The sequence below is a fragment of the Collinsella sp. AF39-11AT genome, assembly GCF_003474585.1.
Lineage (GTDB): Bacteria > Actinomycetota > Coriobacteriia > Coriobacteriales > Coriobacteriaceae > Collinsella.
This window is the reverse complement of sequence record NZ_QROG01000003.1, coordinates 56,233-78,867: the sequence shown is the minus strand read 5'-3', so window position 1 is coordinate 78,867 and position 22,635 is coordinate 56,233. Positions and strand designations below refer to the sequence as shown.

Here is a 22,635-nt window from a genome sequence, read left to right as displayed (position 1 = left end):
ATGACCGGATTGATGGTCCTTCTTGATCAACCGAAGAACAGTTTTTCAGCTGGAACGTTTATCAATATGATCCCGTTCGGCAACGATACGGTGCTTCCTTTCATACAGGTTGACTGTCGAGGGTGGGATATATTCGAGAATCGCGCTCGCAATCTCAGGGAAGCTGCAGCCTGCGAGTCCTTGCAGGCATCGCAGGGATATCACAACTCTTGGCTTACCTTGCATGAGGATAAAAAGAACAAATATGATCCCAACGCGATTGAGCTTCTTGTGAGGGGAGAAGCGTTCGGCAATGCCGGTTACATTGCGAAGGAACAAACTGAAGCTGTGCGTAAGCTTGCAGAACTTTGCAGTTGCAAGGTAGGCGATCTTCACGTGACGATTGCGCGTAAAGATTTTGCTCATTTGAAAAACGTCCCACTTGTTGTATATGGGCATCTGATTGTTAAAGATGAATTGGTTAATTTTAGGCAACTTGGAGTTGTATGAAACAACTTATATCTTCCAGAAACATCAAAGTCGTCCTTGCCATAGTATTGGCAATCACTTGCATAAATGGAATCGGGCTGAATCTTAACGATTATCCGATTCAGGTGCCGGATGGGACGTCTTCTTCGCAGTCAAAAACCACTTCGACATCAAGTATTCCGGATTACACCGGGCTTGCGTCAGTTGCCCTTTCAGATGGATCAGGTCTAGACATATCCGATCTTCCTTCGGAGACTGTGCTTTCAGAGCTGGACAGTCTTGGACGATGTGGCACTGTCGAGATGGTTGTAACGCCGGACACGATGCCCGCGGTGAGCGAGCGGCGTGGAAGTATCGGGATGGTGAAGCCTTCCGGCTGGCGTACGGTGCGCGACGACAGCCTTGACGGCAAATACCTTTATAACAGGTGCCACCTTATCGCGTGGTGCCTTTCCGGTATGAATGCGGAGGAGCGGAATCTGATCACCGGTACGAGATATATGAACGTAGAGGGCATGTTGCCCTATGAGACGCAGGTCGCGAGCTACATCGAGCGCACGGGGAATAGCGTTCTCTACAAGGTGACCCCTGATTTCCGCGACAACGAGCTGATGGCTCGCGGCGTTCGCATCCAGGCGCAGTCAGTAGACAGTCAGGATGATGAGCTTTCATTCGATGTCTATTGCTATAACGTTCAGCCCGGATATGCCCTCGACTATCTGACCGGGGCGGCCTCTAAAGGCTAAACGGTAGGAAGGTAACTGCAAAGAAAGGAAAGCAGATGCAGAAATTCGTATGTTCGATTAGCCGCAAAGACTTACAGGGGCTTTCTGACCTGGCGATGCAGGTCTATAGGAACCCAGATGAGCTTCCATTCACATATTTTCGTCCGATTAGAGATCGTCTGTACTCTTGGGGGTTCGACGCCATCAAGGACGCACAGGCAGTGATGTATCTCGGACGTGGCGACTACGATTCATATCAAATTGCCCGTAATGACCTTGAAGACAGCGGTTGGCTTTCACCTGAGATTGAGATCAACAGCCTCGATAAGATTCCGCTTGGAGAATATCTTCAAGCCGGGATTTCGAAGATGAAATCAACTGATTGGGCTTAACTGAATCGCGAAGACCTCAAGAAACTCGTCAATCTTTCCGTCTTTTCCAGAGTTGTTTGCAGTTTGATGGGGAAGTTCGTGGTAATGGGAGAGGGGATGGCATTCCGAGTCCAAAATTCGGTACTGTGGTATGATGGTGCTATCCTAACAGAAAGGCGAAATGCATGACGACCGGTATTACTTCAATCCTGAAAAATATTCTGAAATTCATAACGTTCATCGGCGCTGTCGTGGCGGCGGTCTTCCTCTTGCGGGCGTTTGTGATCGAACCGTTTGTCGTGCCGACGGGATCGATGGAATCGACGATTGAGGTGGGTGACTGCATACTTGCGCAGAAGATTACCCTTGAGACGGGAAGTGATTTGAAGCCAGGCGACATCGTCGTATTCAAGAATCCGAGGCCGAGGAACGGAGTTGACATCCTTGTCAAACGTGTCATCGCGACGTCCGGTCAGACCGTCGACCTGAAAGACGGCAAGGTTTATGTCGATGGCAGGCGCCTAGATGAATCCTATGCGATGGGGGAAAGCAAGCCACTGGATGCACATCTGTCATTAGCACCCGATTCCTATCCTTATACAATCCCCGACGGATGCATTTGGGTAATGGGAGACAACCGTGAGGATTCAGCAGATTCACGCTATTTCGGACCGGTGGAGGAGGATAGCGTGATCGGTATCGTATTCGCACGCTATTTCCCATTTGACAGAATCGGTTCTGTATCATAAGCCAGAGTCCTACGACACATGAAACGTGCCGTAGGACTTTTTTTAATGCCCTCTAAGCTGAACCTAGGTTTTGAAGAATTCGGTTCCATCAAGTTTTCGCGTCTGTAGTATCTTCCTACTGTGGTATGATGGTATTGCATTAAAGGAAAGAGTTGATGATTTTGAAGCCAAAGGAGTCCGGATGACGCGTAAATACAGGCTGGAGCGGACGGCCTTCATCGGATGCCGGAACACCGCCTATATGGACGTAGACGATGCCGAGCCGTGTCCATTTTGCGGTAGCAGGCAGGTGACTATCTATCCCTACGGGCAGGGAACCACCTCGTATGTCGAGGGCGTACCTACGCTCTACCTTTCATCTGCCACCTGCAAATGTCGAGGTTGCACCGCCGAGATAGACGGTCCCCAGCGCAAATCGATTATCGAGGGCGAGGATGAATACAACGCCTGTATCGCAGCCCTCAAGACTTGGAATACACGCCATGCGGATAAGGAGGCATAAAATGGGACAGCGTGAAGAGACGACAGAGGAGCTGTCCGAGCGCGTTTTGGCTCGGTTGCGCCGCGAGTATTCCCTGGTCTCGTCTGAGGTGTGGGTGGACGATGTCCATCGCGTCGATTTCGTCGGTTTCAGGCCCGCGCGGAACTCACCGTTCCCATCATCCATCGAGCGGGGTGAATTCGTCTTCGTCGAGGTCAAATCGTGTATGAATGACTTCAAGAGCGGACACGGCCTGACGTTCCGGGGCGATGCGAACTGGCTCGTCTGCCCGCCCGATCTCGCCCAGACGCTCTACGAGACTCGGCAGCTCCCCAAGAACGCGGCGGTCTTCTGCCCGGACGCGCATGGGCGGCTACTAAAAAAATTCGACCTCGGGATCGGCTCGGGGAGCAGCCGGATTGCATCCGTCTCCGAGCTCCTGTTCCGAATGGTGAACCACAGCGCATACTCCTACCGTACATCGCGCGGGGTCTTTTCGAACGGCTATTGCCCGTGGTGCAGCCCGTACCGCGCCAAGCTCCTCAACGATATCGATGATGTCTGCGGGGATATGGACCTGATTGAGGGGATAGAGCTCGCACTCGAGGTCAATGACCCGCAAGGGGTGCATTTGAGCATGTCCCACGACAACGGCATCGACTGCGCTTATATTCCCATCAGCTATTGCCCGATATGCGGGCGCAGACTAAAGGAGATTTGATTATGACCGTTATTGAGTATTGCCTCGAGAAGACCGATGTGCGCGAACTCGTGATTATCCGTAGCGGCGGGTATGAGCGGTGCGTCGCCTATATCGACTGCGAGGATTTATTTCGCCTACCGCCCGATTATGCCCATGCGGACGTCATCGATTTCTCCTACGGCCATATCAATGTTTTGGACCATCAAGGCGCATATGTAAGCGTTCCGTGTACCTATCTGGATATCAAATAGGTACGTGCGCTGGGTGGATCAAGACGAGATTTGTCCACACATAAGGTATTTGCTGGCAAAGGATTTGGTACAGAAAGGAAGTTCTAGATGGCTTGTGAATATCGCGAAGGCGATCGGAACATGCTTGCCGCCACATCATTGTACACTGGCGCGACTGCCGACGAGATCATTATCATCGACCGTGTCGGCGAGTATACCGGTCCCTGCATTGAACATCTCATCGAGATATATATGGCGGCTGAGAGAAAGGAACCCGAACCGATCACCTACTGTCCGTTCTGTGGGCATGCTGTAGATGAATAGGCTGGACGGAATGCAGATTGATCCCAAAGATCGACACGGGATCGACGTAACATATGACATCGACCCGAGAACCCTGCTTACGTCGGACAGGGCGAGGCGGTCCGCGGCAAACCGTTTGCTGGAAGTCTATGGCTACTCGAATGAGATCGGCGAGGCGGATCTTCATGATTTCCTGGCCGCTGTGCTGTTTGGACCCGGAATCAAGATTACTGGTAATAGACCGATTATCGGTAGGTTGTTTGAGCTGATAAACCGCCCGGTTTGTGTTGTCAGGACACTTGAGACCGATGAAGGGGAAATCGTTCCCGTATGTTCCAATTGCGGCGAACCGATTTCCCTGACCGATTCCTTCTGCCCGCATTGCTCTGCGGAAGTAGTCGGCAATGAGTTCGATTGCTGAGTCACGTCACCACTTTTAGGTTGCAATCCGGCTGGAATATGCTGACAGGCTTCGTCTCAACTACGGAAGCCATGTGGCGTTCGGTTTAGAGCATGGCATTAAAGGATGCGGCTTGCAGACGGCGAGTTCGAATAGGAAAGGAGTTCAACTGATGATTCCGCTGACGACAAGGGATGCTGCCGATTGGAGCATGATCTGTGCGTACCTTCGACTTGATGATGAGGGAAGAAAACGCGTCATCGATGAGATTGAATGGCAGACATCGAGAATGATGAAAGAGCGTGAAGAGGAAAGACGTGCATGGCTTTCTAAAGATATTTAGGGCGGAAAAAAAATGAGAAGGTCGTTCCCTGTATTTCTCATAAAATAAGATGATTTGAAGAGCAGTTGTGTGGCCCGGTGTCCGATAAGGAGCCGGGTCATTTTTCTGTCCTAGTAAGTAGCACCGTTGTATTGTGGTATCATCGTATCAGCAAATGCAAAAAAGGAGGAACGAATGGGCTTAAATGGGCTTTCGAAAGAATATATCCTGATGTCAATCAAGCCGCATTATGCCGACCTGATATATACCGAAAGGAAGCGCTTCGAATACCGCAAGAGGGCTCCAAAGCTGGTTGACTTGCCGATCCTCCTATATGAGACGGCGCCGGTCCAGAAAGTGACAGGTATTATCGCCGATTGGTCGATACTACAGGCGTCTCCGGAGGCCGTGTGGACGTATTCGAAGACCCATAGCGGCTTGACGGCTGACAGGTTCTTTGGATATTACGAAGGGTGCGATAAGGCCGTTGCCATCCGTATCTATTCAGTTGTTCCGTTCAAGGATTCGCTTGAGCTGCAAACCTTGAATCCTGAACTGAAACGGCCGCCCCAATCGTTTTGCTATGTACAATCCGAACTCGACTTGCCGATGAAAGGATGAGCTATGGTTTCTGATGATGATCTTCGCGCTTCAGTCAGTGGATTTCAAAAAGAACAGGCACGGAAGAAAAAGGTCTGCAGCCTGTGTGCACATTGCATACAGAACCCCCATGTTCGCGACAAACGTCATAGACCGGAGGACACCCAGATTCAATATCTGTGCGTCAGGCGCGGAGAGGAACATGCCTTTGAAACCGGACATGGCAATACATGCAGCTATTGGAAGGAACGGCCGTGAGCGATATCGACATCTACGCAGGGCTTGGAGGCGGTAAGAAGCGGGTCCGTCGCGATGACGGGAAGATTTTCGACAGTATCGCCGCGGCGAGTATGTCTGCCTACGGATATGCGGGGAGTGGGATCAAACGGGCGATTACCACCGGACGCAAGGCGAAAGGGCATCATTGGTACTGGGCAGACGAAATTTCAGAAGATTCTCAGAGGTAGTACTCTAGTACCGTGGTATACTGATACACGTCAAGAAAACAGGGCGTTACTAAACGAAATTGGCTGTCATCCGCTATAGTTGACAGCACGTTTCGCAGAAAGGACAAAAGATTCATGTACGAGAAGAAGCACGCACTGCCAAGCAAAAAGATTCACACTCCGAAGGGGATCGCGCGTCTGACCGTCACCGCGGCGACCATGGCCGCCATGACCGGATCGAGCCTCATCTCACCGTTCACGGCATTCGCCCAGACCGGCGACGGGACCACGCAGCACCCCGCCGTGATGTCGCCGATCGCCGCCCATGCCGGCGCGGCATCCGATACCGGCGCGAAATCCGCCGCACAGACCATCGCGGACCTGCAGAAGGCGGTCGACGAGGCGAAGGCGAAGGAAGACGCCGCCAAGGCATCCTACGATGAGGTCGCCGGCCCCTACAACGAGGTTGCTTCCGCCCGCGACCAGGCCAAGGCATCCTACGATTCGGCAGTCAGCGCCGGCACGGCAGCCGACCGAGCGGCAATGGACGAGTACGCCCGTCAGGTCGCGGAGGGCAAGGACGCCGCCGATGCCGCTGGCAAGGACCTCGAGCAGGCGAAGGCGGGTCTCGCAGACGCTAAGGCGGATGCGTCCGAGAAGGACGAAGCGTACCAGTCCGCCCTCAAGGCGGCTCAGGATGCCAAGGATGCCCTCGATAAAGCCAAGGCAGATGCTGTAAGCGCCACCCCGGAGGCAATCAGTGCCGCCGAGCAGGCCGTGCGCGATGCCCAGGCTGCCGTGGACAGGGCACAGGCCGAACTGGACAACGCCAACGCGACGCTTGCCGATGCCCAGTCCAAGCTGGTTGCGGCCCAGTCTGCAAAGGATTCCGCCGATTCTGTCCTCGCTGCAGCCAGGCAGAACAAGGACGCGGCGGATGCGAAGGCCGCAGCAGCCAGCGCCGCCTATGAGCAGGCGAAAGCCGACCTCGCCGCAGCGGAGGCAGGCGCCAGCGGTCCGGAGTACGATGCGGCAAAACAGAAGGTCACGGACGCAGAGGCAGCCCTCGCCGCCGCACGAGCGGCACAGTCCCAGTGCGAGTCCGAGCTCGAGCAGGCACAGTCCGCTGCGGCAACGGCACAGGCCGACCTGAATGATGCCCAGGCGTCCCTCTCCGTAAAGCAGCAGGCCGCGGCCGATGCCGAATCCGGTGTGAACGCCGCCCAGTCCGCACTCGATGCCGCGAACGCCGACCTCGATGCCGCCAAGCAGGCGAACGTCGACGCCATCTCCAAGCTGGATGCCGCGAAGCAGGCTGTCAAGGACGCTGAGTCCGCCAAGGCGGCCGCCGACGTAGAGCTCGCGAACGCCGAGGCGGCGAAGGATACCGCAGACGCTGCCGTGACCGCCGCCCAGCAGAAGGTCGACGAGGCACAAACGAAGGTGGATCTCGCAGACGCGCAGCTCAAGCAGGGAGCCATCGGTTTCTTCAAGGCCATGGGTGCCGATTCAGCCATCGAGATCATCCAGAACTGCACGTACAAAGACTACACCGAGATCGGAAACAGTCTCGACGCAACGGGCCTTGAAAACATGCTTTCGTCCATCACGGTCATGAAGAACGTGAACGCCTACCGTAAGTCCGTCGGCCTTTCCGAGCTTGAGGTAAGCTATAAGCTCATTGCGGCAGCGATTGCAGATGCAAACTATTCGACGAAAAATGTAGAGCATGCCCAGCAGTTCGATGTCGGTGAAAACCTTGCCTGGAGCTATCGCGACCCCTGCAAGGCCTGGATCTATCAGGAAAAGGATCTGTTTGACAAGACTGCAGCATCCCTTGGTGCGACGAATCTTTCCGGAAAGGACGCCTACGACTTCTGGTACGCCAACCAGGACAAGTTCGATTACTACCGTATCGGTCATTACATGAACATCATCAACCCTGACTATGCTGTCATGGGATGCGGTCTGAACGATGACACCCGTTTGACGTTCTCGCTCACGCTGCAATACGGCGGTTGGGCAGGCTCCGGTTGGAACATGAACCCCATGTCCGTCGACGAGTACGAGCAGAAGCTGATCTCCTACATCGACGGTCTCAAGAACGCCAGGAGCGCACTCGACGCAGCCAAGACCGATCTCGCATCCAAGCAGCAGGCAGCCGCCGGCGCCGCCGCAACCGTCCAGCAGAAGCAGGTCGCGGTGGATTCCGCACAGGCAGGTGTCGATGTCGCGAAGCAGGACGTCACCGATGCCCAGCGTGCCGTCGATGCAGCCAAGGCTGATGTCGCATCCAAGCAGCAGGGCGTCACGGATGCCCAGACCGAGCTTGATGCGGCAAAATCGGACCTCGAAGCTGCCAACGCGGCAGTCGATACGGCAAAGTCGACCGTCCAGCAGAAGCAGGTCGCCTTTGATGCCGCCCACGCAGCCGTAACGACCGCACAGTCTAAGTTGGATTCCGCCAAGGCGGACACCGAGGCCAAGCAGCAGGACGTCATGGATGCGAACGCCGACCTCGCGAAGTTCTTCCAGGACGTCGCCGACGCCAAGAAGGCGGTCGATACCGCAAAGAGCGCCCACGACGCGGCGGTAGCCGACCAGGCCGAGAAGGCGGCGGTTCTCGCAGCCGCCAAGCAAAAGGCGGATACCACCGCAAGCGCCCTCGCGGATGCCCAGCGTGCCGTCGATGCCGCAAAGGCCGACACCGGCGTTGCCGCCGAGAGGCTTACCGGCTCCCAGACCGATCTCGAGAACGCACAATCAAACCTCGACATCCTCACCGGTCTTGCCGCGAAGCTCGCAGAGGCACAGCAGCGCGAGCAGGATGCAGTAAAGGCCGTCAATGACACCAAGGCCGAACTCGATGCCGCGAAGGCTGACGCCGTCGCCGCCGAGTCCCTTGTCTCCGCTGCCGAACAGGCAAAGGCGCAGACAGACGCCAAGCTGGCGAAGCTGAACTCCATCAATGCCGACGCGGCGATTGCTTCCGGCCATGACGCGAACGCAGATGACGCCCTCAACGCGCTTTTCGCCGCAGCAGTCGAGGCACGTGCCAAGGTCGCGCCCGCCAAAGTCATCCTGGACGAAAAGCAGGCTGTGGTGGACGGGCTCAAGCCCGGCTATGATACGGCGCTCGCCGCCTACGAGCAGGCGAAGTCCGACCGCATCGCGGCGGAGCAGGAGCTTTCCGATGAGATCGCACGACAGGAGGCAGAGGAGGCCGCAAAGCAACAGGTGGCATACAGCCCGAAGCATCTCGCCGGCACGGAGACCGCCCAGCCCGGCAGCCTCGCCCAGACCGGTGACCGCGCGGGCCTCATCGGCGAGACGTTCGCCATCGGCGGTACCGTCCTTGTGGCAGCCGGCGTCTTCCTCGACCGGAAGAAACGCCACGGGCAGATGTAGGGCAAATCGCATAACGACTCGGAAAGGGGAGTTCCGCAAACGGGGCTCCCCTTTTTTCGTCTCGCAAGCCACGGTTTGCGTCTTGACCGTCCATTTCCCAGCTTCCGCAGCGCCCTTAAAATCATACGGTTTACCTGTGTCGTTGGGACAATTGACGATGATTCATTGGGACGATTGACGTTAATCTGTGGTGACGATTTTCCATGTTCCGCAGAGGTACGAAGCTGTCCAATAAAATATCGAAAATGAGGGTCTATGGGTTCTTTCAACCCATAGGCCAAACCGCCATTCCGGGCTTGAACTTCGCTTTTTCTAGCATACAGACGAACGAGGCTTTCGTTCTGGTTATCGAGGTTCCGGTGGCGGTGCAGGGCTTTTTTAAATGCAAACAGTATGGTACAATAGTACTAGAGGTAGCACGGAGGTACGAAATGCAAAACAAAATCAAACTGGTCATGGATGATGAGAAAATCATCCGTGATGGAATTTACGATTTAGACTCGATTCATTCGATCATCGACGACCTATTGATCAAGAGGAAGGGGCTGCGCAAGGACGATAATTTTTACATTGACGACAATCCGAGTGACAGCGCCGGAGTAGGTATGGCTTGTATATTTATACTTGCCGGTAAAAAATGGTTTCGGGAAAACGTGAAAGAGCTTTTCTGGTATCGGGATATCAGCCATTACAAGCTTGATCATAGATACAACGTTGAAAATGCCAAGGAAATAGTAATCGATACTTGGGAAGAGGAGCGCAAGGCAAACGGTCTTTCGATTGATCGGTAGGACGGCAGATGGATACGGACGGGTTTCGCAAGGCTCTGTTAGACCAAGGCGAAAGAAGCATCGAAGAGGTTGGATAGGAAGTTTAATAGCGGGCATGATGATATAGAGCGCTGACACACCTTATAGGTGAAACCATGGTTTAACGACGGTTTCGCTAAAACTGGATAACTGTTTTTTGGGAGTTCCGTAAAAAGGAACTCCCTCTTTACGTTTCGCCTGCATTTCGCTCCGCGAATCGATCCATTCGCGCATGACAAATCGAAACACCCCCTGTCTATTCGACAATCGATATATTCGGAAGAATACTGTCGATTGAAAGGTGTGGGCGGGAGAGAAAGATCTCGAAGTTCACAGGGCGCTGGATCACCGAGCAAGGTGCCGGAACCGTCGAGTACGTCATCGTCGTCCTCGTTGCGATCGTGATCGGCGCAGGGCTTCTTGCCTTCGGCAATCAGGTCTCCGGGCAGGTCACGAAGACCGGTGGCAGCATCAGCTCGTGGTTTTCCAAGGCAAACGGCACCGGTGGGACCGGAGGCGGAAATGCCGGCGGTGGAGGCGGTGGGACCGACAGCCGGATCGAGGAGCTGAAGGAAAAGGATCCAGCCGACTGGACGCTCGATGACCAGAAGGCCGTGGCCGAGGACATCGGGAAAAAGGGCAACTCGAGCGAGCTCTACGCCAAGGCGAAGGCAGCCATGGATGCGGGTACCGAGTGGTCGATAACGCTCACAGACGGCAAGACCATGACCTACCGCATCATCGGCATCAACCATGACGACCTCGCGGACGGCTCCGGCAAGGCGGGTCTGACGTTCCTTAATTCCTCAGCTATCCGTTATTACAATGACCTCAGCTATAAACCCAACGGTCTGTTTAACCGGATGAACGCCACCAATACGACCGCCGGCGGATGGGAGGCCTCGGAGTTGCGCCAGAAGATGAACTCCGGTGAGATCTGGAACCTGATGCCCTCCGATTTCCAGTCCAAGGTGGAGACAGTCAAGAAGCTCACGAACAACGTTGGTGACGATTATGACGCCCCGGTGACCGCAACGGCCGACAGGCTGTTCCTGCTCAGCTACTCAGAAATCGTTGAGACTCCCTATAGCGAATGGCTTGATTGGTCTTGGATCGGCAACGAAGGAACCCAGTACGAGGCTTTCAAGGGCAAGGTGACGGAAAACAATTCGGGCAACGACTGCCTGAAGAGTAACGTCTGTCTGTGGGAGCGGACGGTGTTTCCAATCGACTCTACGGCATTCCTTTTTGTCTACATTGACGGTGATCCGACGTACTCTTGCGATCCGGCGCAGTTGCACTTCGTTTGTCCCGCCTTCTGCTTCTAACCATACCTGTTTCCTTTCAGCCCCGCCCGAAAAGCGGGGCTTTTTCACATCAAAACGCATGGTATTGTGGTATAATCCTACTACATCAAAAAGACCGACGTACAAAAGGGGAAAGTGATACCGATGTTCGAGTATGAGCAGGAGACCTACGGCAGCAAGAGCCGTGAGAGGATTCGGGCGGCGGCGATGGCCCATACGGGAAAGAAGGGGAAGGTCTTTCTTCCTCCGACGCGCCGCCAGAAGGCTGAAGGTCTCGATAAGGTTGAGGTTGATGTCTGCTTCGAGTCGGCGAGCAGTAATTTTCTGGTCTGTTCGACGTTGCCGACGCGTAGGAACAAGCAGCATCGCATCACCGTGACGTATGCGCAGATCGCTAGTGGGGAAGTGGAAGTGAAATGGTAATCGATGAGACTGAGCTGGAGGGTCTGACCGAAGACCAGCAGGACGCCTACATTGCCCTGAAGGAGGGGCGTAACGTCTTCCTTTCCGGTAACGCCGGCACGGGCAAGAGCTATGTGCTCAACCGGTTCATCGATGACCTTGAGGCCCGTAGCGTTCCCTACACGGCGATGGCGCCGACGGGTATCGCGGCGCTCAACATGCACAATGGCTCGACCATCCACCGTACTCTTCAGGTGAGCGCCGGTGTATGCAACCCGTCCGAGAAGATTCGTCCCCGCAAGGTCCTGACGGTCGCGGAGGTCATCATCATCGATGAGATCTCGATGTGCCGCATCGACCTTTTCGATTACGTCATGCGCATGATCTCTGATGCCCAGGTCTCGTCCGGGCGAAAGCAGGTCGTGCTCGTCGGTGATTTCTTCCAGCTTCCCCCGGTCATCACGGAAGATGACCGTGCAATCCTCATGAAGCTGTACCCCGGCAATTTCGAGGGCTGGGCGTTTGAATCCGATTACTGGGATGGGTTCGACTTCGAGCCGCACATCCTGAAGAAGGTCGTGCGCCAGGACGATCCGGAGTACATCGGGAACCTGAATCTCGCGCGTAACGGCGACGAGTCATGCATCCCGTATTTCAACGAGCATTCCGTATCGGATCGCAAATACGCGCCCAAGGATGCCCTGTTCCTATGCTCGAACAACAGGCTTGCATCGAATATCAATACGGAGAGCGTGTCGGAGCTGAGCGGGAAGAAATACACCTATCAAGCCAGCGCGACGGGAAAGGTGAACAAGGGGGATCGCGCGGCCGACGATAAGATCACCCTATGCACCGGTGCCCGCGTCATGTCTCTCGTCAACGACCACGAGGGTAAATATGTCAACGGCTCGCAGGGCACGGTCGTGAAATGCACCAAGACAAGCGTGACGGTCGCCTTTGATGCCAACCCTGACGAGCCGGTGAAGATTGAGGCTCACACGTGGAAGATCCTCAAATCGGTTGTCGAGGAGTTCGTTGACCCGAAGGGCAAAACGAAAAACAAGGTGACTTCCGACACGGTAGGCGAGTTCACGCAGATCCCCCTCAAGCTCGCTTACGCCATCACCATCCATAAATCCCAGGGCCTTACCTTCGATCGCTGCACCGTCCACACGAAGACCTTTGCCGCCGGGCAACTCTACGTAGGTCTGTCCCGCTGCTCCAACATCGAGGGGCTTACCATCTTCCCGAAGATGGAGAAGAACCGACTCCATGCGAGTCGCGAAGTCATTGACTTCTATGCGCGTATGGAGAAGAAGGCGAGTGAGGGTACAGTCCAACTGGAGTGCCCACAGCGGTTCAGCGAGCAGGTCAAGGCCTACATCGCCGACCTTCTGGAGAAGGAGAAGGCTGCCGAGAAGCAGGCCGCACCTGCCTGCTCATCTGCCGGGGAGGCTCTTCCATGGGAGCGCGAAGACGCACCCGGCAGGGGCTATCAATCCACGTGGAATCAGTTTTAGGGAAAGGTATTTCAATGCAAATCGAGACTGTCGCAAAAGAGGGGTTCCTGCCCGTCCGTGTTCACCCGACGGACGCCGGCGCCGATCTACGCGCCGATATTCCGGAGCCGGTGACGCTCCAGCCGCGTGAATCGACCTTTTTCAATACCGGAATCGAGGTCGCCATCCCTGAGGGCTATTTCGGTGCGTTGGCGATCCGCTCGAGCCTTGCCTGCAAGCACGGGCTGATGCTTGCGAACTCTCTTGGAATTATCGATTCGTGCTATCGGGGTCCCGTAAAGGCGAAGTTGGTGAACATCGGAAGGCGCCCATACACGATCAACCCCGGGGATCGTATCGCTCAATTGCTCATTATCCCATGCGTCCATGCAACGTTTGTCCAGGTTGATGAACTTCCTGAAAGCGATCGTGGGGCAGGCGGATTCGGCAGTACGGGCGCCCAGTAGGCAAATGGTTGAAATGACGGGCTTCTTTCAAGGAGCCCGTTTTGCTTGGCGAGAGGTGGATAGGTATATGGTGTTGAATCGAGTGAATACCGAGAAATCGGACAGTGGGGATAGCACACGCCCGTTGCGCATGCTTTCATACATCACTGCGGCAATGGTATCGATTTTCGTTGCGTGGTTTACGGGATATATCCGTACAGACGGGACGTTGGACACAGATGGTTGGTTCCTGTTGGCATCGGGACGTGAGATCGTACACAACGGGATTCCCTTCGAGAACCCGTGGTCGCTGGATCCCGGGCAGGGCATTATTGTCCAGCAATGGCTGCACGATGTATGGCTTTATGGCTGGTATTCCCTTGCGGGCTATACCGGTGTCGCCACATCGGTGGTGGTGCCGCTGGCGATAGCGGCCATCGCCTATTATTTTTTAATTGAAAGGCTGACGAGAGGTTGCCGGCACCAAGGGATCACTTGGCTGCTGTATACGGTCGGTTTCTTTCAGATGTTTACCTACATCTCGATACGGCCTACCTTGTGGTCTGCCGGCTGCCTGTTCGTGACGTTGAATATCCTCTTTGCATGGCGCGAGGACGGTAACGTTCGGGCACTTTGGCTTCTTCCGGCAGTCACCTTGCTTCAGGTGAATCTTCAGGCGGCGATGTGGCCCCTATGTTTAGCGGCGTGCCTGTCTTTCCTTTTACCGGAAATAGGGGAACTGCATATCAAGACGTTTAAGACCGATATTGTCGCCTGGTACACCTATCGGATTCCTCTAGTGAGGGCATGTCTCTTGATGTGCATCGCCTCGCTTCTCAATCCCTACGGGTTCGGCGGGGCGCTCTACACAGTGCTTTCTATGGAAGCCGCGTCCTACGGCAATGTCATTAGCGAGATGCGTCCATTTATCTCAAGTCCGAATGATTCCTATGGCATCGTCTGCACGATGGTGTGTATCGTCATTCCCGTTGCCATCGCAATCATTAAAGGAAAGATTCCGAACATCGGCGTGCTTGCATTTTGGATTGCAGCGGTGGTGATGGGCGTTCTGAAAATCCGGTGTTTTTGGATTGCCTGGACGGTTTCGTTCGCCGTTTGCGCCTATCTATGCGGCATCGACAGAACCGGCATCGAACGCGAAGAAGAGGACATCGCGATACGGCTGATGCCCGTCCTGTTTATCGGAGTGCTGTTGGCGACCTCGGTTTTAAATGCCTCGAAAGAGGCCTGTTCTTCGGTTGGCACGACGGCGTCTGGGTGGTCGGCATTCGATCAAGAAATGGCACCGATTGTCGATGCACTAAAGGGTACGGATGCACGCATTTTCTCCAGCGACGATACCTTGATGAATTATTTTGAGTGGGAAGACATAAAGGTAAGCTACGATATGCGCCCCGAAATCTGGGCTAAGGCAATTGCCGGCGAGCGTACCCATGATGATTACAAGCGCTATGTCGATGTCGTGAATGCAAAAAGCTTCAAGACGCTTAATGATGGATATTGGGATGTGGCTATCATTCGAAAGGATGAGCAGCGACTATTTGAAAAAGAAGTTAGGGGAAGCGAGAAGATTGTAAGTACTTCCCGGTATTGTCTATACAGGCTGAAATGAGATCTGGGTTTGATTGCATTATATGGTAGTACCGTGGTATGATTGATTTTGTCAATCATACATAATGCAAAAGGGAGGTAGGGAAATATGATCTGGTTTACTAGCGATACCCATTTCGGGCATGAGAACGTGCTGAAGTTCACCGACCGCCCGTGGGAGACGATTTGGCAGATGAACGACGCCATCGTCGACAACATCAACGGCAGGGTTGCCGTGGACGACGAACTCTACATCCTGGGGGATTTCTCATTCAAGATGACCGCTCAGGACGCCTATGCCCTGCGCAAGCGGATCGCCTGCAGACGCATCCACCTCGTCCCGGGAAACCACGACAAGGACTGGACCCAGCCGGCGGTCGCTGGCGCCTTCACCGTGGAGCCGCCGATCTGCGTGCTCAAGATCGACGGGCAGAAGATCGTCCTGTGCCATTACCCCATGGCCGACTGGCAGGGCATGAGCCATGGATCGTGGCACCTCCACGGACACATCCACAGCAGCGGCGGCGCGTACAACGAGTTCAACCGCAAGCAGGGCCTTCTGCGCTACGACGTCGGTTGCGATGCCAACGGGCACTCCCCGGTGAGCCTCGACGAGCTGAGGAAATGGTTCGCCGGAGTCGACGAGCCGTGCGGCCGGGTGAAATGGCCGTGGTGGGTCAACGAGACCGGCGACAGGCAGGTCGAGCGCGAGCTGGCGGCGTACAAGAGGAAAGAGCAATCGTAATAGACAGAAAGAAGCCCCGGTAGACAACCGGGGCTTTGTCAAAGGATGCCGCTGCGCGGGTTACATCATGTAATGTGAGGGGGTATTTGCGATAAACCAAATTCCGCAGCGGTGAAAAAATGTCTGTACAGAATGCCAGACCCATTACAGATCGGAATGAAAAAGAGAAGAAATTTACCGATCTCACAAACAAACACGATCTGGATAAGAGATATGCAAAGAATTGCCGTGGCTCTTTTTTAAATTGTGTACTTTTAGGGGTATCGGCAGGGTGATTCGCAAGCGCTTGCGAATTTAGAGAGGGGAGAACGGTGGCGAGCGTAAAGGAAAGTGCTCTCGATTGTCTGTTGAAATTGATGGTCAAGATCAAGCTAATTGAACGGCATGGTGGTGATGCGAGCACAGAACGCCGGTGGTTGCGCTACCAAATCGTTGAAAGCTGTCAGGCGAATTGCTGCACGAGAGACGAGTTGATGAAACAGGTTCGGGATACATATGACATGCGTTACCCGGATGGACTTTTTGTCAGCCGCACAACCCAATAGGTACACGAAAACAAGCCTTAAAGTTTTTCAGCAAGAGTCGGATCAAGTTTGTTCTTGGTACAGGTGATTGACAGATCGTATTTACCGTTCAGATGCGAAACAACAGGCAGCGACATCAGATGTGGAACTTTCACTCCGCCGATGCATGCGGCCTGTAGTTTCTGAAAACGGTTTCGAATTCAACCATTAGACACCATTCCTTTAATCCTGGTCTTCTGATTACATCTTGTTTTCGAACGCCTTGATGAACTTTTCGATGTCATCAGGTGAGACAGACGAATCGACATGAGCGTTCCGCGGCGGTGAGGAGTGCCCGAAGAAAAGCACCTTGAGGCCGTGGAAGACTGCCATGATCCCACGGATGATGAGCATGATGATGCAGCCGACGAGCCCGAGCACACAGCAGATCAAATCGAAGATCGCACCGACGAAGCCCGGACCGTACCGAACGATGAAGATCAAGATCCTTAAGATCAGAGTGAGAATCGGCGGACCGAGTATAAAAAGTAAAAGCCATTCCATTTGAATTCCTCCAATACAATTAAGTCTAATTCTATATACTTATATTATAGCACTTTGGTATTAGAAAAGAAAGTCAACCAGAAATTCAAAGATCATACAGAAAGGAATAGGCGGCCTACGCGAAACCGCGCAAGCCGCCTATTCCCTGTGCTGCAAAACGTTCTGGATAGGGAAGGAACGTAGAATAAATTATAGCACTCTTCTACAGGAGAGGTGTGCCTAGTCGTCTTGCTCGCTGACCTGATCGTTGCGCAATTGGTCGCGTTTCATGGTCTCAAGGACGGTCGGAGGCAGACCCATCCAGCCGGCAATGATCTCATCGGGCAGCTCCGGATTGGCATTCTTGATGAATTGGCTGATCTTGCAGGCACGCTCCGTGATTGACGCGCTGCGTCCGTTGCTGAAATACAGCAGCTCTTGGCTGAAGAACTTGACGCCGTTGACGAGCTCGCCGCCCTGGCGCCATTCGACAAGCTCGCCGTCAAGGGTGATTTTTGCCACGTCCTCGAGTTCCCTCTTGGAAATCAGACGGATGCGGGTGCTCGCCTTGAGGAGTGCGTTGTTGAGCGTGGCGTTCTTCTTCTCGTCGAGCGATGTCACGGCATTGTCCTTGTCATGGATCTTCGCATCGTACCAATAGACGTCGACGACAAGGCCCTCATTCGAGTTCTTGTCTTCAAGCAGGTCGAAGCGGATTGCGAATTCCGTGATCAGGTTCATACCGTCCCTCTTGAAGGGATCGGTCGCCGTGAAGGTGGCGGTGTCGAATACATCGATCTTGCCGGTCTGATAATAGGTTATAAGTTTCATAGGTCACTTTCCTTTCTTCGATAGCGTAAATCATTATAAATCAGTAAGTTGATCATAGGCGTGCTTGCACGCCGCACAAAAAGCGGTCTGCCATCCGAATGGAACGGCAGACCGCATGTCTGATTGCACTAAATCGATGACACCCTAATGCTCAAGATTGTCCTTGGCGGGCGCGACCTGGCTTTGACCGTCCAGCTTCTCGGACGCATCGCGGGCAGATGCGGCTTTTGCACTGAGACCCTTGCCCTGTTCGCGCTCGGCATCCTTGCGCTCGAAGAAAGCCTCGCGGGCGGCCTTGTTCGCCTTGGACGCGGCGAAGGGGTTTACTTGAATGGTATGGGCTTCCTTAGATTCGTGGTTGTAGAAATTGACCTCGAGCTTGCCGTCCTTGAGCTGAGTGCTCGGAAGCCCGACATTGATCTGCTCACCGTTAGCTTTCTGCTCAGCAGCCTTGAAATACTGCTTCTCGGTGAGGAACACGGTCATATGGCCGGAGATGCCGTTCTGATCGCCGAGATCGATGCCGTTTGCGACAGAACCCGGCATGAAGCGGCAATCTGCCAGATACATCTGACGGTCGTCCTTCTCGATGACCTTGAGTTTGACCTGATTATTGAAGAACTTGAAGTTCGTCCAGGTCGTCTCTTCCTTGACATTGGTGTTCTTATTCTCGTTGGACATAGTAAGACTCCTTTCATTAGTCATGTCCTTGTTTACATCATCGGGAAACATCAGTTCATGGATCGGGACTCCAAGCTGGTCCTCGATGTCATGCCAGATGTCTTCCCGAAATGTCCCGATAGGGTAGCCGTAGAATTCCGAATCGATACATTCATTATCGTCTATGCAGGCATCGCCGAGTTCATTCCAAATCCTTTTTGCGGCGATTTCCTTTGTATCCGGTCCGTTCGCATCCGTGATGACGTAGCAGTTGTTGAAATTGACGATTTCGCCTTCAGCGAGGTCTTCGGCTGCGCAGGCATACGGGCCGAACCCTTCTCGAAATCCGCCGTTGCACTGGTCGACGAGACGTGAGGCGTATTCGATATTACCGTGTGCCGCCTGGTAGAAATCGCGCCAGCAAAGTGTTTCATATTCATCATGCGTATATTCGACGCGCAGGTAATCTGGATCGATTGCTCCGCTGTGGAGCTGGGATGCATAGCTAATCGCTGTGCGGAGCGAATCGAATTCGACATCGTCATGGGGACAGGCTCCATCGCCGTAACTGTAGACGATGAAAGGATGATCCCTATGGCTTGGTTGGCTTTGGATGACCATTGCGACGCCATTGGGAAGTTCAAAGCCGTAATAGTCGGTTGCCGTTTGAGTCGGGTCCGCCTCACCAATATCGATGACATGCTCGAAATTCATCCACCTGGGTAGATCATGACCGTATTCATCATGCTTGCCATCATAAGCGTTCGATATGGTTGAGTTTTCGTTCATGTTTAGTTCCTGCTTTCGTGTGCTTCTGGAAGTCCATGTTCATATGCTTCCTTCGTTTTGAAACGATAGGATCGGTCTTGATAGGAGGATACCCGGTTTCCTTTTCCCTGCCTACACCCGCTGACGGAACGTGCTTTCTGCACCTTCGGCAGGCTTTCTTCGAGTTTCTTTGGAGAATAGTTATGGGTGGACTGTTCACCTTCGAACTGGACTGGAATTACGCCACCCTTTATATATTTAAGCTTCATCCCGATATGGATAGGGGAGTTCTGGTTTTGGGCCTTGACGGCCTTATCGTACTGCCATTTTGCGAGATGCAGGGTAAATGAGCAGTTTCGCCCGGCGATTTCGGATGTCACATCGGCACGATAGTCCGTTCTCGCCGTGTCTGGGTCGATGGATTTTGAAAGGTCGACCAGGTCCGGGAAGAAGTGAAAATTCACCCATTCGTTCCCGTTAAAGGATTGTTCCGTGGCACCGCGATACTCCTCGGGACTTTTGGATGGTGGGTCGGTTTTACTGCTATCGGTTTTTTGGGCATTGATATCGGCAATGAGGTCATCAAGTGCGACCATCTCGCCGTCGATTTCGACCCCATCTGGGTACCTGGCGGTTTTCAGGCCGAGACTGACCGGTTTACCGGTCTTTTTTTGAGCAACGGCGCGTGCGTACTGCCTCTCACTCAGCAGGATTTTAAATTTGCCACCTGGCTTGATTGAAGATTCCTCTCCGAGAGCGCAATCGGCACGATACCATGGCCTGTCGGTTTTCCTTGAGATACCTGTGAGGAGCCTTACGTTGTCGGGAGGAACTTCAAGGTTCGTCCAGACCGACTTCTCCGGTTGTGTGAGATGGCTTTTGGGCTCTCGAATGGAAGAGACTTCCATCTCGGTGACGGTAGGCTTTTCCTTGGAAACGTCTACATTTTGTTCTATCTCGATACGCTCTGGTTCTTCGGGAGCATCAATCCTGTCCAGATGGCAATTTTCGACTTTGCCTACGTTGTCGATCGCCGCACTGATATCTTCCAGGCTCGTACCGAGAGGGAAACCGTGGAAATACCCGGTGATATGCCCATTTCCGTCAGTCGGGACGCTATCGAGTTCGAAGCGCAAGATCTCCGCGCTGTTCAGACGGTTCTTCTGGCCGGCATCTCCGGTCATGATGTACTCGCTGCCGAACTCGGCAATGACTCCGTTGACTAGGTCTTCCCTTGCGCATCGGCGCGGGTTCATGCCGTCGCGGTCACCGGCTTGGCAATCGAAAAGGAGCTTGTTGGCATATTCCAGGTTGCCGTGAGCCGCATAGAATAGATCGCTCCATCCGGCGAAGCCGCCACCCGGCATGGCTTTAAATCCCGGCTCTTTGTACATGATGAAACTCGAATGCAGCTGGATGTCGGAGATGAAACCGGAACGGACGTCCTCACAGTAGCGCAGTGCCTCGTCGAGATCATCGAATAGGATATTCGATCTCCATTCCGTCTCGTAGTCGCTGAAAAAAGAATGGATGTTGTCGACCTCGCCGACAACAAGGAGATCTTCACGACGGGCGGACTGCTTGAGAAACATCTCCTTTTTTGTTTTCGGCACGGTGAAGCCGTACCAATCTACCAATTGCATTCCCGGTGCTTGGGTTTTCCGTTTGATGGCTTCATGCGGCTCAAGCCATGGATGGGATGCTGCTGTGTCCTGAAGCTTTTCCTGCCACATATTCCCTCCTTAGTAGAGTAGAAAACAATCCATCAGCGAGCGTTGCGAGCGGATCATAGGTGCCGAAGGCGCCGCATTTAACGCTCTTCGTAAGTCTTCTCGTTATTCGTCTCGCAATCGCCTCGCGCTACGGCACGATTGACCTTCAACAGCCCACACATCTTGGAAAGGGACAAATCGCTTTTCCGATCGGTCTTGATCGTCTCGACGTACCGATTTCGCAAAATGAACTCGAGCGTCTTGCCCTGCGGAATACACTCGGTTCCATCGATAAGCCTCTGGGCATTGTCGACGACTTCACGGTATGCGTTCTCGTTCAGCATGGTCCCGAGCTTCGTTCCGAGTACGGCGGTAGCGATAATGTCCCGGCCGATATACGGGTCGACGATTGCCTTTGCGAGCCTGAGGTCACGTTCGCTGATCATTTTGCCTCGATCTGGGTCGGCTGCTCGATTCCCGGTTCACGTTGTTCAGTCTCAGCGATTTTGCTGCAGGCAGATTTGACGGTTTCGGCTTTATCGGAAAGTCTCGTGTGTTCACGGCAGGGCGCCCCGCCGTTGGAGACACCTTCGATCGGTCCGTTTTCGATAACGTCGATGATGTCTGACGAGCTGACGATTGAATTTGGATCATGGAACAGTTGGTCGAGATCGCCCATGAACTCATTGCTTTCCGGACGGCCCTCAAAGGAGAACTTTTCCGTCACGGCATGTGCATTGGAAAAATCAAGTTGGTGGAAGGTGAGTAGCTGGTCCACATATTCGCCTTCACGGTAGAAACCAGTATGGGCGAGCATGGCAAGGTGCTCGCGATTCTCATCGCAGCCAAAGTCGACGCCGCTCTTGAAATCATCCATGAACCACTCGGTGAAATCGGCAAGGTCCTCACCGGAAGTGGGACCGAGAGGAAGAAGCTCATATTCGGGTTCACCGATTTGTTTCGTTCCGGAGAAATTGACCTTTTGCACGACGAAGGCGGTGTCCTGTCCCTCGGCAAATTTAGAGATCAAACCGAAGATATGGTCGTTCTCTTCGGCATGGGCAAGCTGGTCCGGTTCGGGGACATCGGCCTTGATCTGATTCAGGTAGATAAAGTTCTCAATCGAGACATCATCGGCTTTTGGTCGGATTCGTCCCTGCAGATCGTCGATCTTATCCACGAGGCCGGAAAATGCCGAAAGGATATAATCCGGCTTGGAATCAGGATTCCATTCATTGATTTCGAGAACGTCAGTCAATCCATATTTTTGTGCAAAAGAGTCCAGTTCATCAAGTTGTTCTTTAGTGAACCCCCATGAGTCCAGATCTTCAGGATCGTCGATAAAGACCATGCCCGCATAGCTGTCTCGGACGTTCTCCGTAATAGCGTTCAGCATTTCTGGAAATTTCGGTGGGTCTACTTTCGGAACCATTGCATAAGTCCTTTCTTTGAATATCTTTTGTAAGATTCTACCACTTCGCATTAAAAAAATGACCCTGACCATGAGAAGAGATTGAGCGCGGCGATGGTATATGACGACTACGCGGATATTGGTATATTTGCAAAATGGGTGATGGATGCGCCCGAGATTGG

At 53.6% G+C, this 22,635-nt stretch carries 28 protein-coding genes; 22 read left to right on the top strand and 6 right to left on the bottom strand.

Going from position 1 to position 22,635, the window contains the following annotated elements; translation table 11 throughout:
• From DW037_RS02280 to DW037_RS02185, 22 genes are all read left to right on the top strand, one after another.
• Entirely contained in the window at nt 1–489 is a 489-nt protein-coding gene (locus DW037_RS02280) for a hypothetical protein (protein WP_118372749.1), read from the top strand.
• Nucleotides 486–1,214 (top strand): DNA/RNA non-specific endonuclease, encoded by a 729-nt coding sequence (locus DW037_RS02275; RefSeq protein ID WP_118372748.1) that lies wholly within the window; start codon nt 486–488, stop codon nt 1,212–1,214. The genes DW037_RS02280 and DW037_RS02275 overlap by 4 nt, the downstream gene beginning before the upstream one ends.
• Before the next feature lie 35 nt (nt 1,215–1,249).
• Nucleotides 1,250–1,585: a DUF3775 domain-containing protein gene (locus DW037_RS02270; protein ID WP_118218749.1), complete on the top strand. Its 336-nt coding sequence runs from the start codon at nt 1,250–1,252 to the stop codon at nt 1,583–1,585.
• A gap of 164 nt (nt 1,586–1,749) precedes the next feature.
• A complete protein-coding gene (gene lepB / locus DW037_RS02265; RefSeq protein ID WP_118218748.1) occupies nt 1,750–2,313 on the top strand; it encodes a signal peptidase I in 564 nt (187 codons plus the stop codon).
• A gap of 181 nt (nt 2,314–2,494) precedes the next feature.
• Nucleotides 2,495–2,815, top strand: a complete 321-nt coding sequence (locus DW037_RS02260) for a Lar family restriction alleviation protein (RefSeq protein ID WP_118372747.1) — start codon at nt 2,495–2,497, stop codon at nt 2,813–2,815.
• A gap of 1 nt (nt 2,816) precedes the next feature.
• The gene (locus DW037_RS02255; protein WP_118372746.1) at nt 2,817–3,515 is read left to right on the top strand and encodes a hypothetical protein; all 699 of its coding nucleotides are present in this window, start codon (nt 2,817–2,819) and stop codon (nt 3,513–3,515) included.
• A gap of 2 nt (nt 3,516–3,517) precedes the next feature.
• Nucleotides 3,518–3,748: a hypothetical protein gene (locus DW037_RS02250; RefSeq protein ID WP_118372745.1), complete on the top strand. Its 231-nt coding sequence runs from the start codon at nt 3,518–3,520 to the stop codon at nt 3,746–3,748.
• An 87-nt stretch (nt 3,749–3,835) separates the two neighbouring features.
• Nucleotides 3,836–4,051, top strand: coding sequence for a hypothetical protein (locus DW037_RS02245; RefSeq protein ID WP_118372744.1), 216 nt, complete (start codon nt 3,836–3,838; stop codon nt 4,049–4,051).
• Between the two features lie 10 nt (nt 4,052–4,061).
• Nucleotides 4,062–4,451 (top strand): zinc-ribbon domain-containing protein, encoded by a 390-nt coding sequence (locus DW037_RS02240; protein WP_158571910.1) that lies wholly within the window; start codon nt 4,062–4,064, stop codon nt 4,449–4,451.
• 151 nt (nt 4,452–4,602) lie between these two features.
• Nucleotides 4,603–4,773, top strand: coding sequence for a hypothetical protein (locus DW037_RS10565; RefSeq protein WP_158571908.1), 171 nt, complete (start codon nt 4,603–4,605; stop codon nt 4,771–4,773).
• 174 nt (nt 4,774–4,947) lie between these two features.
• A complete protein-coding gene (locus DW037_RS02235) occupies nt 4,948–5,373 on the top strand; it encodes a hypothetical protein (RefSeq protein WP_118199891.1) in 426 nt (141 codons plus the stop codon).
• 3 nt (nt 5,374–5,376) lie between these two features.
• Nucleotides 5,377–5,610 (top strand): hypothetical protein, encoded by a 234-nt coding sequence (locus DW037_RS10470; RefSeq protein WP_147351999.1) that lies wholly within the window; start codon nt 5,377–5,379, stop codon nt 5,608–5,610.
• Nucleotides 5,607–5,819 carry a hypothetical protein gene (locus DW037_RS02230; protein WP_044998675.1) on the top strand — a complete coding sequence of 71 codons (213 nt, stop codon included), beginning with the start codon at nt 5,607–5,609 and terminating at the stop codon, nt 5,817–5,819. The genes DW037_RS10470 and DW037_RS02230 overlap by 4 nt, the downstream gene beginning before the upstream one ends.
• A gap of 114 nt (nt 5,820–5,933) precedes the next feature.
• Nucleotides 5,934–9,206 carry a CAP domain-containing protein gene (locus DW037_RS02225; RefSeq protein WP_118372742.1) on the top strand — a complete coding sequence of 1,091 codons (3,273 nt, stop codon included), beginning with the start codon at nt 5,934–5,936 and terminating at the stop codon, nt 9,204–9,206.
• Between the two features lie 431 nt (nt 9,207–9,637).
• Nucleotides 9,638–9,997 carry a hypothetical protein gene (locus tag DW037_RS10465; RefSeq protein ID WP_147351998.1) on the top strand — a complete coding sequence of 120 codons (360 nt, stop codon included), beginning with the start codon at nt 9,638–9,640 and terminating at the stop codon, nt 9,995–9,997.
• Nucleotides 9,998–10,416: 419 nt separating this feature from the next.
• Nucleotides 10,417–11,343: a DUF6273 domain-containing protein gene (locus DW037_RS02215; protein WP_118372740.1), complete on the top strand. Its 927-nt coding sequence runs from the start codon at nt 10,417–10,419 to the stop codon at nt 11,341–11,343.
• A gap of 123 nt (nt 11,344–11,466) precedes the next feature.
• Complete coding sequence (locus DW037_RS02210) at nt 11,467–11,745, top strand: hypothetical protein (RefSeq protein ID WP_118199931.1); 279 nt, start codon at nt 11,467–11,469, stop codon at nt 11,743–11,745.
• Complete coding sequence (locus tag DW037_RS02205) at nt 11,739–13,244, top strand: ATP-dependent RecD-like DNA helicase (RefSeq protein ID WP_118372739.1); 1,506 nt, start codon at nt 11,739–11,741, stop codon at nt 13,242–13,244. The genes DW037_RS02210 and DW037_RS02205 overlap by 7 nt, the downstream gene beginning before the upstream one ends.
• A 14-nt stretch (nt 13,245–13,258) precedes the next feature.
• The gene (gene dut, locus DW037_RS02200; RefSeq protein ID WP_118219603.1) at nt 13,259–13,690 is read left to right on the top strand and encodes a dUTP diphosphatase; all 432 of its coding nucleotides are present in this window, start codon (nt 13,259–13,261) and stop codon (nt 13,688–13,690) included.
• Nucleotides 13,691–13,757: 67 nt separating this feature from the next.
• A complete protein-coding gene (locus DW037_RS02195) occupies nt 13,758–15,302 on the top strand; it encodes a hypothetical protein (RefSeq protein WP_118372738.1) in 1,545 nt (514 codons plus the stop codon).
• Nucleotides 15,303–15,389: 87 nt separating this feature from the next.
• Nucleotides 15,390–16,025: a metallophosphoesterase gene (locus DW037_RS02190; RefSeq protein WP_118372737.1), complete on the top strand. Its 636-nt coding sequence runs from the start codon at nt 15,390–15,392 to the stop codon at nt 16,023–16,025.
• Nucleotides 16,026–16,336: 311 nt separating this feature from the next.
• Nucleotides 16,337–16,570: a hypothetical protein gene (locus tag DW037_RS02185; protein WP_118372736.1), complete on the top strand. Its 234-nt coding sequence runs from the start codon at nt 16,337–16,339 to the stop codon at nt 16,568–16,570.
• Between the two features lie 219 nt (nt 16,571–16,789).
• On the opposite strand, the gene DW037_RS02180 is transcribed toward DW037_RS02185, so the two are convergent.
• From DW037_RS02180 to DW037_RS02145, 6 genes are all read right to left on the bottom strand, one after another.
• Nucleotides 16,790–17,092 (bottom strand): hypothetical protein, encoded by a 303-nt coding sequence (locus DW037_RS02180; RefSeq protein ID WP_118372735.1) that lies wholly within the window; start codon nt 17,090–17,092, stop codon nt 16,790–16,792.
• A gap of 219 nt (nt 17,093–17,311) precedes the next feature.
• Nucleotides 17,312–17,902 carry a hypothetical protein gene (locus DW037_RS02175; RefSeq protein WP_008370702.1) on the bottom strand — a complete coding sequence of 197 codons (591 nt, stop codon included), beginning with the start codon at nt 17,900–17,902 and terminating at the stop codon, nt 17,312–17,314.
• A gap of 144 nt (nt 17,903–18,046) precedes the next feature.
• Nucleotides 18,047–19,351, bottom strand: a complete 1,305-nt coding sequence (locus DW037_RS10460; RefSeq protein ID WP_147351996.1) for a hypothetical protein — start codon at nt 19,349–19,351, stop codon at nt 18,047–18,049.
• Nucleotides 19,352–19,353: 2 nt separating this feature from the next.
• Nucleotides 19,354–21,063: a hypothetical protein gene (locus DW037_RS02155; RefSeq protein WP_118372731.1), complete on the bottom strand. Its 1,710-nt coding sequence runs from the start codon at nt 21,061–21,063 to the stop codon at nt 19,354–19,356.
• A gap of 77 nt (nt 21,064–21,140) precedes the next feature.
• A complete protein-coding gene (locus tag DW037_RS02150; protein WP_118219615.1) occupies nt 21,141–21,488 on the bottom strand; it encodes a hypothetical protein in 348 nt (115 codons plus the stop codon).
• Nucleotides 21,485–22,474 (bottom strand): hypothetical protein, encoded by a 990-nt coding sequence (locus DW037_RS02145; protein WP_118372730.1) that lies wholly within the window; start codon nt 22,472–22,474, stop codon nt 21,485–21,487. The genes DW037_RS02150 and DW037_RS02145 overlap by 4 nt, the downstream gene beginning before the upstream one ends.
• Nucleotides 22,475–22,635 lie beyond the last annotated feature (161 nt).

What these genes read in the sequence shown, in the direction of transcription:
- DW037_RS02280 (WP_118372749.1), top strand. Translation starts at nt 1, where the DNA reads ATGACCGGATTGATGGTCCTTCTTGATCAACCGAAGAACAGTTTTTCA.
- DW037_RS02275 (WP_118372748.1), top strand. Translation starts at nt 486, where the DNA reads ATGAAACAACTTATATCTTCCAGAAACATCAAAGTCGTCCTTGCCATA.
- DW037_RS02270 (WP_118218749.1), top strand. Translation starts at nt 1,250, where the DNA reads ATGCAGAAATTCGTATGTTCGATTAGCCGCAAAGACTTACAGGGGCTT.
- lepB (WP_118218748.1), top strand. Translation starts at nt 1,750, where the DNA reads ATGACGACCGGTATTACTTCAATCCTGAAAAATATTCTGAAATTCATA.
- DW037_RS02260 (WP_118372747.1), top strand. Translation starts at nt 2,495, where the DNA reads ATGACGCGTAAATACAGGCTGGAGCGGACGGCCTTCATCGGATGCCGG.
- DW037_RS02255 (WP_118372746.1), top strand. Translation starts at nt 2,817, where the DNA reads ATGGGACAGCGTGAAGAGACGACAGAGGAGCTGTCCGAGCGCGTTTTG.
- DW037_RS02250 (WP_118372745.1), top strand. Translation starts at nt 3,518, where the DNA reads ATGACCGTTATTGAGTATTGCCTCGAGAAGACCGATGTGCGCGAACTC.
- DW037_RS02245 (WP_118372744.1), top strand. Translation starts at nt 3,836, where the DNA reads ATGGCTTGTGAATATCGCGAAGGCGATCGGAACATGCTTGCCGCCACA.
- DW037_RS02240 (WP_158571910.1), top strand. Translation starts at nt 4,062, where the DNA reads ATGCAGATTGATCCCAAAGATCGACACGGGATCGACGTAACATATGAC.
- DW037_RS10565 (WP_158571908.1), top strand. Translation starts at nt 4,603, where the DNA reads ATGATTCCGCTGACGACAAGGGATGCTGCCGATTGGAGCATGATCTGT.
- DW037_RS02235 (WP_118199891.1), top strand. Translation starts at nt 4,948, where the DNA reads ATGGGCTTAAATGGGCTTTCGAAAGAATATATCCTGATGTCAATCAAG.
- DW037_RS10470 (WP_147351999.1), top strand. Translation starts at nt 5,377, where the DNA reads ATGGTTTCTGATGATGATCTTCGCGCTTCAGTCAGTGGATTTCAAAAA.
- DW037_RS02225 (WP_118372742.1), top strand. Translation starts at nt 5,934, where the DNA reads ATGTACGAGAAGAAGCACGCACTGCCAAGCAAAAAGATTCACACTCCG.
- DW037_RS10465 (WP_147351998.1), top strand. Translation starts at nt 9,638, where the DNA reads ATGCAAAACAAAATCAAACTGGTCATGGATGATGAGAAAATCATCCGT.
- DW037_RS02210 (WP_118199931.1), top strand. Translation starts at nt 11,467, where the DNA reads ATGTTCGAGTATGAGCAGGAGACCTACGGCAGCAAGAGCCGTGAGAGG.
- DW037_RS02205 (WP_118372739.1), top strand. Translation starts at nt 11,739, where the DNA reads ATGGTAATCGATGAGACTGAGCTGGAGGGTCTGACCGAAGACCAGCAG.
- dut (WP_118219603.1), top strand. Translation starts at nt 13,259, where the DNA reads ATGCAAATCGAGACTGTCGCAAAAGAGGGGTTCCTGCCCGTCCGTGTT.
- DW037_RS02195 (WP_118372738.1), top strand. Translation starts at nt 13,758, where the DNA reads ATGGTGTTGAATCGAGTGAATACCGAGAAATCGGACAGTGGGGATAGC.
- DW037_RS02190 (WP_118372737.1), top strand. Translation starts at nt 15,390, where the DNA reads ATGATCTGGTTTACTAGCGATACCCATTTCGGGCATGAGAACGTGCTG.
- DW037_RS02180 (WP_118372735.1), bottom strand. Translation starts at nt 17,092, where the DNA reads ATGGAATGGCTTTTACTTTTTATACTCGGTCCGCCGATTCTCACTCTG.
- DW037_RS02175 (WP_008370702.1), bottom strand. Translation starts at nt 17,902, where the DNA reads ATGAAACTTATAACCTATTATCAGACCGGCAAGATCGATGTATTCGAC.
- DW037_RS10460 (WP_147351996.1), bottom strand. Translation starts at nt 19,351, where the DNA reads ATGAACGAAAACTCAACCATATCGAACGCTTATGATGGCAAGCATGAT.
- DW037_RS02155 (WP_118372731.1), bottom strand. Translation starts at nt 21,063, where the DNA reads ATGTGGCAGGAAAAGCTTCAGGACACAGCAGCATCCCATCCATGGCTT.
- DW037_RS02150 (WP_118219615.1), bottom strand. Translation starts at nt 21,488, where the DNA reads ATGATCAGCGAACGTGACCTCAGGCTCGCAAAGGCAATCGTCGACCCG.
- DW037_RS02145 (WP_118372730.1), bottom strand. Translation starts at nt 22,474, where the DNA reads ATGGTTCCGAAAGTAGACCCACCGAAATTTCCAGAAATGCTGAACGCT.